The 15,322-nt window shown below is 60.5% G+C and carries 14 protein-coding genes; 4 read left to right on the forward strand and 10 right to left on the reverse strand.

What is annotated here, in order from left to right:
* Nucleotides 1–79: 79 nt before the first annotated feature.
* The 4 genes from argE to PVT68_RS14485 form a co-directional block, all read right to left on the reverse strand.
* Complete coding sequence (gene argE / locus PVT68_RS14470) at nucleotides 80–1,234, reverse strand: acetylornithine deacetylase (RefSeq protein WP_280319219.1); 1,155 nt, start codon at nucleotides 1,232–1,234, stop codon at nucleotides 80–82.
* A gap of 113 nt (nucleotides 1,235–1,347) precedes the next feature.
* Complete coding sequence (locus PVT68_RS14475; protein ID WP_280319221.1) at nucleotides 1,348–1,800, reverse strand: potassium channel family protein; 453 nt, start codon at nucleotides 1,798–1,800, stop codon at nucleotides 1,348–1,350.
* The gene (gene cax / locus PVT68_RS14480; RefSeq protein WP_280319223.1) at nucleotides 1,800–2,873 is read right to left on the reverse strand and encodes a calcium/proton exchanger; all 1,074 of its coding nucleotides are present in this window, start codon (nucleotides 2,871–2,873) and stop codon (nucleotides 1,800–1,802) included. Before cax ends, PVT68_RS14475 begins: the two co-directional genes overlap by 1 nt.
* 38 nt (nucleotides 2,874–2,911) lie before the next feature.
* On the reverse strand, nucleotides 2,912–3,994 hold the full coding sequence (locus PVT68_RS14485) for a DUF2955 domain-containing protein (protein ID WP_280319225.1): 1,083 nt from the start codon (nucleotides 3,992–3,994) through the stop codon (nucleotides 2,912–2,914).
* Between the two features lie 170 nt (nucleotides 3,995–4,164).
* Here PVT68_RS14485 and PVT68_RS14490 point away from each other — a divergent pair, with 170 nt between their 5' ends.
* Nucleotides 4,165–4,656, forward strand: coding sequence for a hypothetical protein (locus PVT68_RS14490; protein ID WP_280319227.1), 492 nt, complete (start codon nucleotides 4,165–4,167; stop codon nucleotides 4,654–4,656).
* Between the two features lie 18 nt (nucleotides 4,657–4,674).
* Here the strand turns inward: PVT68_RS14490 and PVT68_RS14495 are convergent, their stop codons facing one another.
* The 3 genes from PVT68_RS14495 to PVT68_RS14505 all read right to left on the reverse strand — a co-directional run bounded on the left by PVT68_RS14495 (nucleotide 4,675) and on the right by PVT68_RS14505 (nucleotide 8,390).
* On the reverse strand, nucleotides 4,675–5,865 hold the full coding sequence (locus PVT68_RS14495) for an HlyD family secretion protein (RefSeq protein WP_280319229.1): 1,191 nt from the start codon (nucleotides 5,863–5,865) through the stop codon (nucleotides 4,675–4,677).
* Nucleotides 5,865–7,397, reverse strand: a complete 1,533-nt coding sequence (locus PVT68_RS14500; RefSeq protein WP_280319230.1) for a TolC family protein — start codon at nucleotides 7,395–7,397, stop codon at nucleotides 5,865–5,867. Before PVT68_RS14500 ends, PVT68_RS14495 begins: the two co-directional genes overlap by 1 nt.
* 126 nt (nucleotides 7,398–7,523) lie before the next feature.
* Nucleotides 7,524–8,390, reverse strand: coding sequence for a carboxylate/amino acid/amine transporter (locus PVT68_RS14505; RefSeq protein ID WP_280319232.1), 867 nt, complete (start codon nucleotides 8,388–8,390; stop codon nucleotides 7,524–7,526).
* A gap of 24 nt (nucleotides 8,391–8,414) precedes the next feature.
* Between PVT68_RS14505 and PVT68_RS14510 the strand changes: the two genes are divergently transcribed.
* Entirely contained in the window at nucleotides 8,415–8,879 is a 465-nt protein-coding gene (locus PVT68_RS14510) for a DUF6314 family protein (RefSeq protein ID WP_280322532.1), read from the forward strand.
* A 168-nt stretch (nucleotides 8,880–9,047) separates the two neighbouring features.
* The gene (locus tag PVT68_RS14515) at nucleotides 9,048–10,310 is read left to right on the forward strand and encodes a M24 family metallopeptidase (RefSeq protein WP_280319235.1); all 1,263 of its coding nucleotides are present in this window, start codon (nucleotides 9,048–9,050) and stop codon (nucleotides 10,308–10,310) included.
* Between the two features lie 81 nt (nucleotides 10,311–10,391).
* Here the strand turns inward: PVT68_RS14515 and PVT68_RS14520 are convergent, their stop codons facing one another.
* The 3 genes from PVT68_RS14520 to PVT68_RS14530 all read right to left on the reverse strand — a co-directional run bounded on the left by PVT68_RS14520 (nucleotide 10,392) and on the right by PVT68_RS14530 (nucleotide 13,287).
* A complete protein-coding gene (locus PVT68_RS14520) occupies nucleotides 10,392–11,201 on the reverse strand; it encodes a PhzF family phenazine biosynthesis protein (RefSeq protein ID WP_280319237.1) in 810 nt (269 codons plus the stop codon).
* Between the two features lie 118 nt (nucleotides 11,202–11,319).
* A complete protein-coding gene (locus tag PVT68_RS14525; RefSeq protein ID WP_280319239.1) occupies nucleotides 11,320–12,597 on the reverse strand; it encodes an inorganic phosphate transporter in 1,278 nt (425 codons plus the stop codon).
* A gap of 12 nt (nucleotides 12,598–12,609) precedes the next feature.
* Nucleotides 12,610–13,287, reverse strand: coding sequence for a TIGR00153 family protein (locus PVT68_RS14530; protein WP_280319240.1), 678 nt, complete (start codon nucleotides 13,285–13,287; stop codon nucleotides 12,610–12,612).
* A 221-nt stretch (nucleotides 13,288–13,508) separates the two neighbouring features.
* Here PVT68_RS14530 and PVT68_RS14535 point away from each other — a divergent pair, with 221 nt between their 5' ends.
* Complete coding sequence (locus PVT68_RS14535) at nucleotides 13,509–15,281, forward strand: GspE/PulE family protein (protein ID WP_280319242.1); 1,773 nt, start codon at nucleotides 13,509–13,511, stop codon at nucleotides 15,279–15,281.
* Nucleotides 15,282–15,322: the final 41 nt, after the last annotated feature.

Genomic DNA, 15,322 nt, shown 5'->3' on the forward strand with positions numbered 1-15,322 from the left:
AGCAGGTGAATTCGTTAGCGGCACAATATACCGCATTTTCTGCGGGGTGGATCGGGGCGCGTGCAGGCTCCTACCATCGTCAGAGGCAAAACCGTCCAATCAATCCCCTGAGAATTTCCACCATCGGATCAATCCGCTCCAGCCCCAAAAATTCGTCCGGTTGGTGCGCCTGGTCGATATCACCCGGGCCGAGCACAATGGTCTGCATCCCGAGTTTCTGCAGAAAGGGGGCTTCGGTGGCAAAGGCCACACTTTCCGCGCTGTGTCCGGTCAGTTTTTCCGCAACCTTGACGAGCTCCGACTGCGCCGGCTCTTCATAGGCCTCCACATCGCCGATCAGGGGTTCCAGCTCGAAGGAGATCTTTTCGCCATGAATAGAGTTTTTCAGCCGCTGGTGTAGCTCGCCACGCAGTTCTTGCATGGGCATCCCCGGCAGCGGGCGCAGGTCGAATTGCAATTCGGTGTGGCCACAGATGCGGTTGGGGTTGTCGCCGCCGTGTATACAGCCGAGGTTGAGTGTCGGCACCTGCACGGCGAAACCGGGGTTCTGGTAGCGCTCTTGCCACTCGCTGCGCAGTTTGAGAATTTCCCCCATGGCGCCGTGCATGGCTTCCAGTGCGCTGGCGCCGTAGGCGGGATTCGACGAGTGGCCCGCCTGGCCAGTGATACGCAGCGCATGCATCATCATGCCCTTATGCATGCGGATGGGTTTGAGTCCGGTGGGTTCGCCGATGACCGCGTAACGGGCTTTGGGAATGCCGGCTTTTACCAGTGCGCGGGCGCCGGCCATGGAGGTTTCCTCATCGGCGGTGGCGAGAATGATCAGTGGCTGCCGCAGCGATTTGTCGACAAAGGCTTTTGCGGCTTCGATGGCGATGGGAAAAAATCCCTTCATGTCCGTGCTGCCGAGACCGTAAAAACGGTTGTCGCGCTCGCTGAGCTTGAACGGATCCGACTGCCAGCGATTGTCATCGTAGGGAACGGTATCGGTGTGGCCGGCAAACACCAGCCCGCCGTCACCGCGGCCCAGTGTGGCAATCAGGTTGGCTTTGTGGGGCTGACCCTCGATGGGCATGATCTGTACTTCAAAGCCCAGGGTATCCAGCCACGCTGCCAGCAGGTCGATGACACCGCGGTTGCCCATGTCGAGTTTTGGATTGGTAGCGCTGACACTGGGACTGGCGATCAGCTGCTGCAGCTGTTGCTGCAACGAGGGCAGCGTGCGGGCATTCATGATTCAAATCCTTAAAAAACTGCGGTGTTTCCGTGCACCTATTGTGTGAAATGCTGCGGAGAAATGTACGGCAAAGTCAGTGTTTGTACCATGGAAAGGATGTCGATACATCGTCACTTCCAGCGATTCGGATCGTGTTTGCTTTTCGGATTAACCTGTTCACGAATTGCGGTTGTGAACGCTCTGGCCAGAGCAGCGGTCGAAACGCCAATCATGAGTGCACCATTGATGGCTTCCAGAGGACCTAGCAGGCGGTGTTGCTGTGACATCACCACATCGCCGTAGCCCAGCGTAGCGAAGTTGACGGCGGAGTGATAGAAGGCGGTTTTCAGGTTGTCGAATTCGCCCAGGATAAAAAAGAGCAGCGCCCAGATGCCAATCTGGCCAAGGCTGCCAAAAATCAGGATAACAAGCAGTCCGATTATTACCTTTTCCGCATGTAAAAATGTCGCGTGAAGATGATTGGCTCTGCGAATGAAATAACGCAATGCAGCGACCAACGCCAAACTCTGCAGCACCAGGCACAGCGAAGTGATGGCTGTTCCGAGTAACAGTGACAGCAGCATCAATCGGCCATCTGATCCGGAATCACGAAATAGGTTATTGCCAGAATCAAATAGACCGTAAGCAGCTGCACACCTTTGAGCCAGTCAGAGCGGCCATTGCCGGCGATCTGTCCGGTGATCAGTACCGCCAACAGCATGCTCAGAACCAGACCGCCGGAAAAGGCAAGATTCATGGGCTTGGGACCGATGAACAGGCTCAGCAACACCAGCAGCGGAGCGACAAACAGCGCTACCTGCACCGCCGAGCCGATGGCAATCGACAGCGACAGGTCCATGCGATTTTTCATCGCCACGGTGATCGCAGACGCGTGCTCCGCGGCATTTCCCAGCACGGCGACAATAAATACCCCAACAAAGATATTGCTGAGTCCCAGCTCGTGTGCGGCGGGTTCCACCGCACCCACCAGTATCTCGCTCATCCAGGCGATAAATACCGTGGCCACCGCGAGCACCGCCAGCGCCTTAGCTACCGACCAGGGTGGGGGATGATCCTCGCCATGTACAAATTCCGCGGAACCTGTAAACAGCGCCCGGTGTGTCACCAGCGAAAATAGAAGAAACAGTCCGTACACAATCAGCAGCAACACGGAAATGGAAATACTGACAAACCCGAGTCCGCGCGGAACCTGCTCTGCAATCGAAACAGAATAGGCGGCGGGCAGGATCAGGGCGATGGTCGCCAGCATCAGCATGGTGGCCTGCGCGCGCGCGCCCTCGGCACTGAATTTTTGCTCGCTGTGGCGCAGTCCTCCGGCGAGCATCGCGGCGCCGAGCACCAGCAGGATATTGCCGATGATGGAACCGGCGATGGAGGCCTTGACCACATCGTGCAGGCCAGCTTTCAGTGCCACCAGGGCAATGATCAGCTCCGCCGCATTGCCGAAGGTGGCATTCAACAGACCGCCGACGCCCTCACCCGCGTGCTCGGCCAGATGTTCGGTGGCGCGCCCCAGCCAGCCCGCCAGCGGCAGGATGGCGAGCGCGGAGGTCGCGAACACCAGCAGTTGCTGGCCGGGAGCGAGATGCTCAAGGGCTATGGTAACCGGAATAAACGCCAGCAGCAGGTTGAACACGTTTGCGTCCTCGCTTGGAGATACTGCAAGGATAGACTTCAGCGTGAGGCCGGTCGCAGCAGCCTCCGTTTAAGCAACTTCTCCCGAAATCTATCCAGCAGGGACATGGCGCAGAGTGCATAAAGCGATACCAGAACAAAGAGCGTCATGCGAATCAGGAACGCCCGGTATACATCGTTGCCGAGCGCGCTGTCCTGTACCGCGGCACCCAGTAATATCAGCATACTCATCAGGCTCCCGAGCCAGAAGCCAGGTGTCATCGGGTTGCGGAATATCTGGAAGGCACCGGCCGCCAGTATCAGGCTTATCAGCAGTACCCAGCCGGTAAAAAACCACAATTCCACCGCGAACCCGAGACACCACCAAACCGCCACCGCACACACGCCACCGCACAGGGTCGAGCCGACCAGTGTCATACCTGCCCCCCGCAGCTGCGCCATACTGGCCTCGCGCCCAAGCAGAATGCTCTTTACCAGAAATGGCAGGTTGGTGGTGGGGTTGGTGAGGGTGAGGGCGAACGCTGGCAGCACGATCAGAGTGGCGCGCAGAGAAAGCCAGTGCACCTCTGTTGCCGATGGTGCCGCGACCGGCACTGCTGCCCCTGAAGGCCGCTGTGAGGACAGCACGTTTTCCGGAAACAGCGGGTATACCAGCCACAGGCTGACCAGCGCCGCGGCCACGCCCAGTGTCACCGCCTCCACCAGCGCCGCGGCGAGATCGGCACTCGCGGTGTGCGCCGCGGGGATTGCGGTAAAGCCGAGTGCCAGCAGGGTTGCTGGCAGCGCCTTGCCTTCGCCAATGGCCATGCGGTTACTGATGAATACGCCCAGCGCGACGACGGCGAGTGAGGTTAAGGGGGCCCGCTGCAGCAGCGGCCCCAACAGCATGCCGATACCCAGTCCCACCACCACAAACAGCATAAGTGTGAAGGCCGCCCTCAACCCCGGCGGTGGTGCCGGTACCGCCGCCAGCAACACCGCAAATACCGGTGCCACGAAGGGAATAGCGATACCCAGCCCATAGCTCGCCGCCAGCGCGAGGCCCGTGCTGAACGCGAGGCGAAAGCAGCGGCGCGCGGCCAGTGGCATGGGTGTCTGGGTGTGGGAAAGGTGGTGTATCACGACCTGGGTCTGCCTCCTGTACCGGCGCAGTTTGTCCGACAGCTACTCTTTAGCTAATTACAAATTAGCTAAGTACAAACGCCGATATAAATCCGCGCAGAGTTTTTCCCCGTTGTTGGTGCGCGCCGATAGCAGCGCGAAAAAAAGCGCGGACCAGTGTGAGGTTCACCATGAAGGAATCCGGCCTGTCGTTTCTGCGCGCGGAGCTGGCGCAAAAACCCACGAATGCGCAGCGACTGTTTTTGCTCTACTACAACGGCATCCTGGTGGATCTGGTGGTACTGAATCTGTTTGCCGAGTACTCGGGCAAGGTGGTCATCAGTTCATTTGCGGTATCCCTGTGTGCGGCGGTGCTGTTACAGCTGCTGCTGAAACTGACCATCGCGGTGGAGCACAGGGTGGCGGCCTTTTTTAAACAGCGCCGTGGTGGGTTAGCGAAATTCCTGCGTTATTTCTGTGCCTGGCTGGTGCTGTTCGGCTCCAAATTCGCCATCCTCGAAGCGATCAACTTTGTGTTTGCCAGTGACGTGCGTTTTCTCGGCGCCTGGCACGGGGTGCTGACGCTGATCGTGGTGGTAGTGGTGATGTTGCTGGCGGAGGAGGCGGTGGTGCGTTTTTACCGGAGGCTGCGCTCCCGCGATCAGCCCTCGGCGGGTGATTAAATTTCCGCTCCGGAAAACTCAGTAGGCATACGACAGATAACTCATTCCGCGGATATACAGCTTGCCCAGCAATTGCAAAATTCGGTGGTCATCGGTATAGGCGATCACCGAGGCCTGACCGCCCATACGCAGTTGGCTCAGCACCTCCGGTGGCGGCGGTGAGGCAAACTCCACCCGCACCGGAAACCGCTGCGCCTGGCGCAGCCAGTCGCGATTATTCTGCACATCCGGTAAATCCCCGGGCGCCGGTGTTCTGCCGGCGTTGACGCCGGCACCTATGTCCCGCACCCGGCCTTCAAATACCCGCCCCGGTAGCGCGTCCAGCAGGATTTCTACCGGCGTGCCCTGCTTCAGGTGGCCCAGATTATTTTCGGTGTAATCCGCGCTGATCCAGAAATCCTCGCGGGAAATCAGGGTCAGTACCGGACTGCCTGCGCCGGCATAGCGACCAACTTCTGCACGCAGGTCGGTGATGACGCCGTCGGTCTGTGCAACCACGGTGGTGTTGGTGAGATCCAGTTGCGCCTGGTCCACTGCAGCCTGCGCTACCTTGAGCAGGGAGTTGTTGCGCTCGGAGTCGCCACCTTTCTGTTCTATGGCCTGCTGGATGGCGGCCTCCGCGGAGGCGACCTGGGCGCGGGCCTGTTCCAGATGGGCGCGGGAGATTTCCAGGCGGCGCACGGAAATGGTGCCGGGATCTTCGTCGCGCAGCCGCTTAAGGCGGGTGTAGTCCTGCTGTGCTTCCAGTCTGCCGGCCTCCGCCGCGCGCTGATTGGCACGCGCCTGTTCTACCGCGGCGTCCCCGGCGGCGATCTGCTGCCAAGTATTGTCGAGATTGGCGCGCGCGCTCTGCAATGCCAGTTCGTATTTGGCGCGGTCGATGGCAAACAGCTTTTCACCCTGTTTTACCAGCTGGTTATTGCCGATCCACACATTGGTGACAACACCGGCGACCTTGGGGGCAACGCCCACTACATAGCCCTGCACCCGCGCCTGCGAGGTATAGGGGGTGAAGCGGTCGGCGAGCAGGTACAGGCACAGGGAGGTGAGGATCAGAGCGAGCAGTATTTTCACGCCGCGCCCAACGGACCTGGCCGGATCTTCCGGCTCGTTTTTTTGCGATGCAGGCGCGGCGGTGCCAGCGGCCTGTGCCGCGGCAATTTCGTCCAGGCTTTGCTGGTTGTCTGGGGCCGGTTCTCGCCCGTGCATTACGGCACTGCTCTCGCGGGGATCGGTTCGTCCAGTAAATCTCCCCAGTCCACCCGCTCCAGCATCCGGTAGCGGGTATCTGCGGGGATCAGGTCGTCGACGGTGGCTTCGCGCCAGCCGCCGCCGAGGGATTTGTACAGTGTAATAATGGCAGCAACATGGTCGCCGCGATTGACCACCACGAGATCGGACTGGGCGAACACCGCGCCCTGTGCGTCGAGCACCCGCTGGAAGTCGGAATAACCCTCCTGATAGCGGCGGTTGGCGATCGTCAGCGAGCGCTGCGCCGAGCTCAGGGATTCGTCGAGAATGCCCTGACGGGCGCGGGTCTGGACGATGCGACTGGCGGCATCATCTATTTCCCGCGCGGCTTGTAGTACCGTCGCGCGGAAGATTTCCAGGCGCTGCTGCAGGCGCGCGTCCTGCACGCGCACGTTATTCTCGATACGCCCGTAACTGAAAATATTCCAGCGCAGCGCCGGGCCCGCCGCTAGGGTGGATATATCCGGCAGCGGGTCGAGGCTGGTGCCGGCCCAGCCGATGGTGCCGAACAGCGAGATGGCGGGGTAGAGATCGGTGATCGCCACACCGACCTGGGCGGACTGTGCCGCCGCCTCCCACGCCGCGGTGCGCACATCCGGGCGCCTGAGCAGCAGATTCACCGGGGCCTGTTGCAGCGGGACCTGTCCGATTTCCGGCAGGCTGTCGTCGACGCTGGCCAATTCCGGCAGGTCTCCGGGCGCGCGCGCGAGCAGTGCACACAGGGCATTGCGCTGCAGGCTCAGGGTCAGTTTCAGTGTGGGTATCGTAGCTAGCGTCGCCAGGTACTGGGTGCGCGCCTGCTGCAGGTCCAGCTCGGATTCCTGCCCGCTCTCGAACAGCTTGCGGGTGATCTCCACATTGCGCTCCTGCAGCGCGATATTGTGCTGGGCAATGTCGATACGTTGCAGGGTGGTCTTGTAGCCGTAGTAGAGACTGGCGACTTCCGCGGCGAGCAGCACCTGGCCGTCCCGCTGGTTGGCGATTGAGGCGAAAAAGCTCGCGTCGGCAGATTCAATACCGCGGCGGAAACGCCCCCAGAAATCCATTTCCCACTGGATATTGAACGCGAGATTGCCGGTGCGGTAATCCCGGTGATCGTCGTCCGAGCCGCCGTGCAGATACTCGGAGACATAGGCGCCGCTGCCGTCGATCTGCTGCAGCTGCGGATATTTGCGGCCGACGGCGATACCGAGTGCCGCGCGACTTTCAAGAATGCGCAGGCCGGCGATCTGCAGACTGGGGTTCTCGCGGCGTGCCAGATCGATGAGCGTATTCAGCCGTGGATCGCCGAGGCGTTGCCACCATCGGCTTAATTCAGATGAATTCGGGTCCTGATAGATCTGGCCGTACAGGTCCGGCTGCCAGGCCGACAGCCAGGCCAAATCCGGTTCGCGAAAATCGGGTCCCAGGGGTGCACAGGCCACCGCGCTCGCCAACATCAGCGCGCTTAGTGGGCGGGAAAATTCGGGGTGCAGTGCCGCACGGCTCATTCCGAAACATCGCTGCGAGGTTTATCCGCTGCGTCCATAAACCACATTCCTTGTGAGCGGCGTGTGCGGGCGCGTGATCCGGCAGAAATTATAGCAGCCGACCCTGGCGTGAATTTGCGGCGTACCTTATGGCGAAGATTGTGCGCGCGCGTGTCGCTCGCTCAGCAACACTGCGGCGACGATAATAGCGCCGCCGACGGCGAGGCGCGGCAAGTCGGCGTCGCGATTCCAGATCAGCAGGTTCACCAGCAGTCCCGCGGGAATCAGCGCGTTGTTCATCGCCGCCAGGGTGCCCGGGGAAACCTGGGTGGCACCCTTGTTCCACAGAAAATAGCCGAGCCCGGAGGCCACCGCGCCGAGCCACACCAGCACCCCCCACTGGGTGAAATTCGCCGGATATTTGGGGCTGCCGAGCATCAGCCAGGCAATGCTGGCCACAATACTGGCACCGATAAAAAACCAGCCGAAAGTCTGCCGCGGCGGCAGGGATTCACTGCGCGCGTGGGAGGATTGCATAAACTGCCTGTAGGCGACCTGTCCGGTGGCGAAGCACAGGTTGGCGCCCTGCACGACAAAAAAGCCTTTCCAGTAGTCGCCGCTCAGGTTGTCCCAGCGGATGATGGCGGCGCCGATAACGGCAATGGCGGCCACCAGCAGGTTCCACCATGATAAGCGGCGCGCCAGCAGGTCGTAGATCAGCGTGATGTATACCGGGGTGAAAATCGTGAACAGTAGTACCTCGGGCACGCTGAGCAACAGGAACGACTGGTAGTAAAACAGGTACATCAGCCCCAGCTGCACGGCGCCAATAGCCATCAGCGTGAGCGCGGTGCGCTTGGGAGTGCGCCAGTTGAGAAACGGCAGGAATACCAGGGTGGCCAGCAGCACCCGGGTGAGCACGGAAAAATAGCTGTCCACCTGGCCGGCGAGATAGACGCCGATCAGACTGAAGGAAAAGGCCCAGAGCAGGGTGATAAGTATGAGCAGTAACATGAGCGGAAAAATACTTTGGTGAATATGCAGGCGGATTACAAATCCCTGGCGGCGTTAGCGCAACTCTGTGAACGGTTGAAAAAAATCCGCGCCTTCAGTTTCAACGCCAGCAATGGCCCGGGATCGAAAACCAACTGGCGCGGGCACGGGCGCGGCGAAGTGAGTGTAACCCGCTTTGGAGCGCATATTGTGTTCGATGAGCAGGCAAAATTTACTGATGCCGATGGCCATGTTGTCGCGCTGCAAAACCGCTACCGCTGGACCCGCTGCCTCGATTCCGTGCGCCTGGAACATTTGCGCCGGGAGGCGCCGGTGTTGTTGTTCAACCTCGTTCCCGTTACCGTACATGGCTTCCGCCACCAGTCCCCGCACCTGTGTGGAGAGGATATCTACACGGCAGAGCTCCTGCTGCACGATGATGAAATCGAGCTGATTTGGCATATCAGCGGCCCGCGCAAGAACGAACGCCTGCATTACCACTACTGGTAGTGGTTGTATTTCCATTGTCGCCCTCTGCCCGATACAAGCCACAATGCAGCTCAGGTGCGATAAGCGCCGCTGTTTTTCCTGCCAAATCGGGATACTCTCTCGGACGTATAAACTGACGCCATAGCCAGGGCTAAATGACGCTGCTGGCAGATATGGGGAGAGAATTTCATGCCGACCAAACGCCAATTACTCAAAGCGGCTGCGCTGCTGGCGGTGACTCCGGGGCTGCCGCTGCGTGCGGCAGAGTCGCCGACAAAAGATATCAAGCCCGAGTCCCTGCTCGAGGGAATACAGCCCATTAGCGTCGCCGAGCGACAGGCGCGGGTGGCGCGGGCCCAGCAGCTGATGCAAAAGCATGGTGTCGACGCCATTGTGCTCGAGCCGGGGGCGGCGATGCTGTATTTCACCGGCATCCGCTGGTGGCGCTCCGAGCGCCTGACCTGTGTCGTCATCCCCAAACACGGTGAGTTTGCTGTGGTGACTCCCTTCTTCGAAGAGCCCTCCGTGCGTGAGTCGATGACTTTCGGTGAGGATGTGCGCACCTGGAATGAACACGAAAGCCCGTTTGCGCGCATCGCCGGGGTATTGAAAGACCGGGGGATCAAATCCGGTGTCATCGGTCTTGAGGCCACGGTGCGCTGGTTTGTCGCCGATGGCATTCGCGACGCGCTGCCATCCTTCAAGCTGGTGAGCGCGGACCCAGTCACCCGCGGTTGCCGCATGCAGAAGAGCCCGGCAGAGCTGGCGCTGATGAAAAAGGCCAATGAGATTACCCTCGCCGCCTACGGTATGGTGTGGGATCAGCTGCGCCCGGGCATGACACCGGCCGACGTGAACCAGAAGATGCGCGATGCCCAGAGCGCGCTGGGCGGGCAGGGTGTCTGGACCATGGCGCTGTTCGGTGAGGCCAGTGCCTATCCCCACGGTACCGATCAGCCGCAACAGATCCGCGAGGGTCAGATTGTGCTGATGGATTGCGGTTGCAGTGTCGAAGGTTACCAGTCAGATATTTCGCGGACGTTTGTCTACGGTGAACCCAGCAAGAAACAGCAGCAAATCTGGCAGCTGGTGCGGGAGGGGCAGAACGTGGCGTTCGAAGCGGCCAAACTCGGTGCCCCGGCGGGCAGTATCGACGATGCGGTGCGGGCGTTTTACCTGAAGCATGGATTCGGACCCGACTACCGTCTGCCCGGGCTTTCTCACCGCACCGGACACGGTATCGGTATGGAGGGGCATGAGCCGGTGAATTTTGTGCGCGGCGAGAAAACCGAGCTGGCGCCCGGTATGTGTTTTTCCAATGAGCCGGGCCTTTATCTTCCCGGTGAGTTCGGCGTGCGCCTCGAGGATTGTCTGTACATGACCGCAGACGGCCCCGCCTGGTTTACCCTGCCTCCTGAAAGTCTCTCAAATCCTCTGGGACGTCTGGGGTAACCATTTTTGTAGTGACCGCTAGGGGAGGGGCGACAGACGTTTGCCCGATCCCCTGTTGCTGATCTCCCTTCCCCGCCGCGATTAAAGGCTGATCTGGCCGCGCAGGTAAGTGACCGCGCGCCCGCGCATCAGCACACGCTCGCCTGCCAGCACACAGTCCAGTTCACCGCCGCGGGGTGAGATCTGTTTTGCCTTGAGACAGGTTTTATCCAGTTTTTGCGCCCAGAACGGCACCAGCCGGGTATGCGCGGACCCGGTCACGGGATCTTCGTCGATACCGATGGCGGGGGCGAAGAAACGGCTGACGAAGTCGCAGTCGAATCCTTCGCCGGGGGCGGTGCAGATCAGGCCCTTGTAGGGCAGTTTCAACAGTGCGCGCATATCCGGTGACAGGTTGGCGACCACATCGGCGAAGGCGAATTCCAGTAGCAGCTGGTCGTTGGAGCCGGCCACTTCCAGCGCCCGCAATGGCTCCGCGCCCAGCGCGTGTGCGTAGTTTTCACTGAGCGGAATTTCGCTGTTTTGCTGAGCCGGAAAATCCAGCGCCAGCAGCTCATCTTCCCTGCGTACGATCAGCTCGCCGCTGCGGGTGTAAAAATGGATTTCAGACTCGCTGAAGCCGAGCTCTGTCCACAGCAGATGTGCGGTGACCAGGGTGGCGTGGCCGCACAGCGGCACCTCTTCACCGGGGGTGAACCAGCGCAGTTCGAAACCGCTGCCGGCGGGCACCGTGAACGCGGTTTCCGCGAGATTGTTTTCCGCGGCGATCTGCTGCAGCAGCTTATCATCGAGCCAGCTGGACAGGGGGACGTAGGCGGCGGGGTTGCCTTTGAACAACTCTGAGGTAAAGGCATCGGCCTGGTAGATGGGCAGTTGCATGGGCAGTTGCATGGGGAAACCTTCTCTCAAATGCCGGAAATAAAACCAATAAAAAAGGGAGCCACTGGCTCCCTTTTTAACAGGCGAAGTTGGCAGTGGCTACTGCCAGCGGGCGATAACCAGTTTCTGGTTACCAGCCAAACACCCCCTTGAAGAAGAAGAAGAACAGGATCGCGAGACCCGCGCCCGCGGGCAGAGTGACGATCCAGGACGCGACGATGGTGGTGATCATACGCAGGTTGAGTGCACCGATACCGCGTGCCAGGCCCACGCCCAGTACCGCACCCACCAGGGTGTGGGTCGTGGAAATCGGCAGGCCGGTGCCGGAGGCGAGTACCACCGTGGAGGCGGCGCCCAGCTCGGCGGCGAAGCCGCGGCTCGGAGTCAGCTCGGTGATCTTGCGGCCGATGGTGGCCATCACCTTGAAGCCGTAGGTGGCGAGGCCGACCACGATACCAGCACCCCCGAGTAGCAGAATCCACGAGGGCATGCTGGCCTTGGCGGTTACCGCGCCCATCTGCACGGTATTGACGATGGCAGCCAGCGGGCCTACGGCGTTGGCAACATCGTTGGAACCGTGGGCAAAGGCCATGGCGCAGGCGGTGAACACCATCAGGATCGCGAATACCCGTTCAACGTTGGCGAAGCGGTTGTGACGCTCGCGCTCCGGGTCGCGCTTGATGCGCTTCAGCAGCATGATGCCGACACCCATGACGATCAGGCCAGCGATACCGGCAATCAGCGCATCCTGCCAGAAGCTCAGGCTGATGTTCGCATCTTTCAGCACATGTTTGAGGCCTTTGGTGAGGGTGACCATGGAGATCATCCAGCCCACCGCAAACATGTAAATCGGGATGTAGCGCTTGGCGTTGGCGAAGGGGTCCTCGGTGTTGAGGATCAGTTTCTGCACACTGCGGAACAACAGGAAAGACATAGTCCCCGCCAGCACTGGCGACACTACCCAGCTGGCGACAATACTGCCCACTTTGCCCCAGGCTACCGCATCCGCGGAAATACCTACGGCAGAGAAGCCGACAATGGCGCCGACGATGGAGTGGGTAGTAGACACGGGCCAACCCAGCACACTGGCAATCGCCAGCCAGGTGCCCGCTGCCAGCAGGGCCGACAGCATGCCGTACACCAGCAGCTCCGGCTTGTCCGCGAACAGGTCCGGGGAAATGATGCCCTTGCGGATGGTGGCGGTCACTTCACCTCCGGCGAGATAGGCACCGGCAAACTCGAAGATCATGGCGATGATGATCGCCTGTTTGATGGTCAGTGCGCGGGAGCCCACTGAGGTACCCATGGCATTGGCCACGTCGTTGGCACCGACACCCCAGGCCATAAAGAAACCGAAGACGCAGGCCAGTATCAAAAAGATATGGCCGTACTGAGCAATGATATCCACGTTTTCTCTCCCTTAACGCGCCAGCAACAGTTGTAGTCGGTTGCCTACGCCATGGGCCTCATCCGCCAGGTCGCCGACCCACTCGATTACTCGGTAGAGGAAAATCACGTCTACAGGCGGTAGATCTTTTTCTAGTTTGAACAGCGCGGCGCGCACTTCCACTTCAAGTTTGTCGGACTTGCGCTCCAGCTCGTCGAGTTCTTCGGTCATGCGCTGGGCAATATCCACTTCGCGCCCGGCAAAACCGGATTCCAGCAGCTCGTCGAGTTCGTTGATGGCAGTCAGCGCCTGCGCGGAGGTGGCCACGGCACTCTCCACAAAGGTGTTCATCATGGCGTGCATGGACGCCGGGATTTGCATTTGACGGCCAATGGCGAGGCCGGCGATGTCCTGGGCGGTGTTGGCCACTTTGTCCTGAACGTGCAGCAGTTCCAGCAGGTCGGTGCGGGAAACCGGCATAAACAGACTGTCCGGGAGATGCAGGCGCAGGTCTTTTTTGATGTCGTCAGCGCGGTTCTCGTTGGCGGAGATACGCTGCTGTACGGTTTTGGCGGTGTTGAAGTCGCCTTGCATGAGGGCTTCAAAGAAGGGCACCAGATCCGCTGACGCCTTGTGGGCGGTCGCCATGTGCTCCTTGATAGGCTTTATCGGCGAGCGGCCGAACAGGTTGGCGATGTTGGACAGGGGCATGGTCGGTTCCTTTTTCCGGTCCTGACAGATTGATTTTTGACCGCTGGGGCGGCCGGGTGGCGGCATGGTACCCCAACACGTGCAAAGGTCACAGTGACCATTGGGTTTCGCGGGAATTCTGCGGACCACTCGCGCTGTAGTCCTCGGGGATAAGAGCTACAATGCGCCTTCACACTAAGCCTAGTCGGCGATTGGGCACAGAAGAATAAATGGGGACGTGTATGGGGAGCAGACTAGCGGACCGGATTCTCGATCTGCCCGGTTTACTGGAAGATCTGGTGGGCCAGGGGTATGTCAGTCGCAGCGATGCGAACCGCCTGATCGGCACCCCGCGCACCGCTGAACAGGCGCAGATGCATCCCCTTTCGTATATCGCCAGCTGTGAACTGGAGAACCAGAAGAGGCCAGGCAAGGCACTGAGCGCAGTCGTGCTCACCCAGTGGCTGGCGGAGACCGCCTCGCACGATATTTACCATATCGACCCACTGAAGGTGAATGTGGCGGCGGTGACCGAGGTGATGAGCTTCCAGTTCGCCAAGCGCCACCAGATTCTTTGCGTTGAGGCCAGTAAAGATACGCTGCTGGTCGCCACCGCCCAGCCATACGCCAGTGGCTGGGAGGAACAGCTGGCGCACACCAGCGGGCGCAGCGTGCAGCGGGTGGTGGCGGATCCGGCGGATATCAAACGCTACTGCACCGAATTCTATTCCCTGGCCAATTCCATATCCGGTGCCAGCGGGCTCAAGGGAACTTCCGGTGCCAACAATTTTGAACAGCTGCTGGAACTCGGGAATCTCAAGGACCCGGAGGCCAACGACCAGCATATCGTCAACATCGTCGACTGGCTATTGCAGCACGCCTTCGATCAGCGCGCCAGTGATATCCACATTGAGCCGCGCCGGGATGTCGGGCGTATCCGCTTTCGCATCGACGGTGTTCTGCACCCGATTCACGAGCTGCCGGATCAGGTCAATGCCGCGGTTACCAGCCGCCTGAAAATCCTCGGGCGCATGAACGTGGCGGAAAAGCGCAAACCCCAGGACGGCCGCATCAAGACCAAGCGCCCGGACGGCAGTGAGGTCGAGTTGCGCCTCTCCACCCTGCCCACCGCATTTGGGGAAAAGCTGGTGATGCGGATCTTCGATCCGGAAGTGCTGGCGCGCTCGTATCACGACCTCGGCCTCGCTGGCGACGATCTCGCCCGCTGGCAGACCATGCTGTCACGCCCCAACGGCATTGTGCTGGTCACCGGTCCCACCGGTTCGGGCAAAACCACCACCCTCTATACCGCGCTGAAACAGCTGGCCTCCAGCGAGGTCAACGTTTCCACCATTGAAGACCCCATCGAGATGGTGGAAGAGAGTTTCAACCAGACCCAGGTGCACCACAGCATCGGCCTCGACTTCGCCGCAGGAATCCGCACCCTGATGCGTCAGGACCCGGACATCATCATGGTGGGGGAAATCCGCGACCTGGAAACCGCGCAGATGGCGGTGCAGGCGGCGCTTACCGGCCATCTGGTCATCTCCACCCTGCACACCAATGACGCGCCCACTGCGGTCACCCGCCTGCTGGATCTCGGCCTGCCCCACTATCTCCTGAAATCCACCGTACTCGGGGTGATGGCGCAGCGCCTGGTGCGCACCCTGTGTCCCAGCTGCAAAGCCAAGGCGGAGGTCAGTGACGAAGACTGGCAGGCGCTGGTAAAGCCCTGGAAGGCCACCAAGCCGGACGTGGTGTATCAGCCGGAGGGCTGTCTCGATTGTCGCAATACCGGCTATCGCGGCCGCCAGGGTATCTATGAGATTCTGCCGTTTACGGAGGCCATCCAGGCCCTGGTGACGCCAGACTGCGATTTGCAGCAGGTGCGCCGGCAGGGCATGCGCGAAGGTATGAACAGCCTGCGACTGTCCGGGGCACGCAAGGTGGCGGCCGGGATTACCACGGTGCAGGAAGTACTGCGCGTGGCGCCGCCGCCGGATATTGCGTTCTGACGGCACGGGGCGGGTGATTGCATATTCTCGCCACTACTTCA

This window comes from Microbulbifer bruguierae, assembly GCF_029869925.1.
Taxonomy (GTDB): domain Bacteria; phylum Pseudomonadota; class Gammaproteobacteria; order Pseudomonadales; family Cellvibrionaceae; genus Microbulbifer; species Microbulbifer bruguierae.

What these genes read in the sequence shown, in the direction of transcription:
- argE (WP_280319219.1), bottom strand. Translation starts at nt 1,234, where the DNA reads ATGAATGCCCGCACGCTGCCCTCGTTGCAGCAACAGCTGCAGCAGCTG.
- PVT68_RS14475 (WP_280319221.1), bottom strand. Translation starts at nt 1,800, where the DNA reads ATGCTGCTGTCACTGTTACTCGGAACAGCCATCACTTCGCTGTGCCTG.
- PVT68_RS14490 (WP_280319227.1), top strand. Translation starts at nt 4,165, where the DNA reads ATGAAGGAATCCGGCCTGTCGTTTCTGCGCGCGGAGCTGGCGCAAAAA.
- PVT68_RS14495 (WP_280319229.1), bottom strand. Translation starts at nt 5,865, where the DNA reads ATGCACGGGCGAGAACCGGCCCCAGACAACCAGCAAAGCCTGGACGAA.
- PVT68_RS14500 (WP_280319230.1), bottom strand. Translation starts at nt 7,397, where the DNA reads ATGAGCCGTGCGGCACTGCACCCCGAATTTTCCCGCCCACTAAGCGCG.
- PVT68_RS14505 (WP_280319232.1), bottom strand. Translation starts at nt 8,390, where the DNA reads ATGTTACTGCTCATACTTATCACCCTGCTCTGGGCCTTTTCCTTCAGT.
- PVT68_RS14510 (WP_280322532.1), top strand. Translation starts at nt 8,415, where the DNA reads ATGCAGGCGGATTACAAATCCCTGGCGGCGTTAGCGCAACTCTGTGAA.
- PVT68_RS14515 (WP_280319235.1), top strand. Translation starts at nt 9,048, where the DNA reads ATGCCGACCAAACGCCAATTACTCAAAGCGGCTGCGCTGCTGGCGGTG.
- PVT68_RS14520 (WP_280319237.1), bottom strand. Translation starts at nt 11,201, where the DNA reads ATGCAACTGCCCATGCAACTGCCCATCTACCAGGCCGATGCCTTTACC.
- PVT68_RS14530 (WP_280319240.1), bottom strand. Translation starts at nt 13,287, where the DNA reads ATGCCCCTGTCCAACATCGCCAACCTGTTCGGCCGCTCGCCGATAAAG.
- PVT68_RS14535 (WP_280319242.1), top strand. Translation starts at nt 13,509, where the DNA reads ATGGGGAGCAGACTAGCGGACCGGATTCTCGATCTGCCCGGTTTACTG.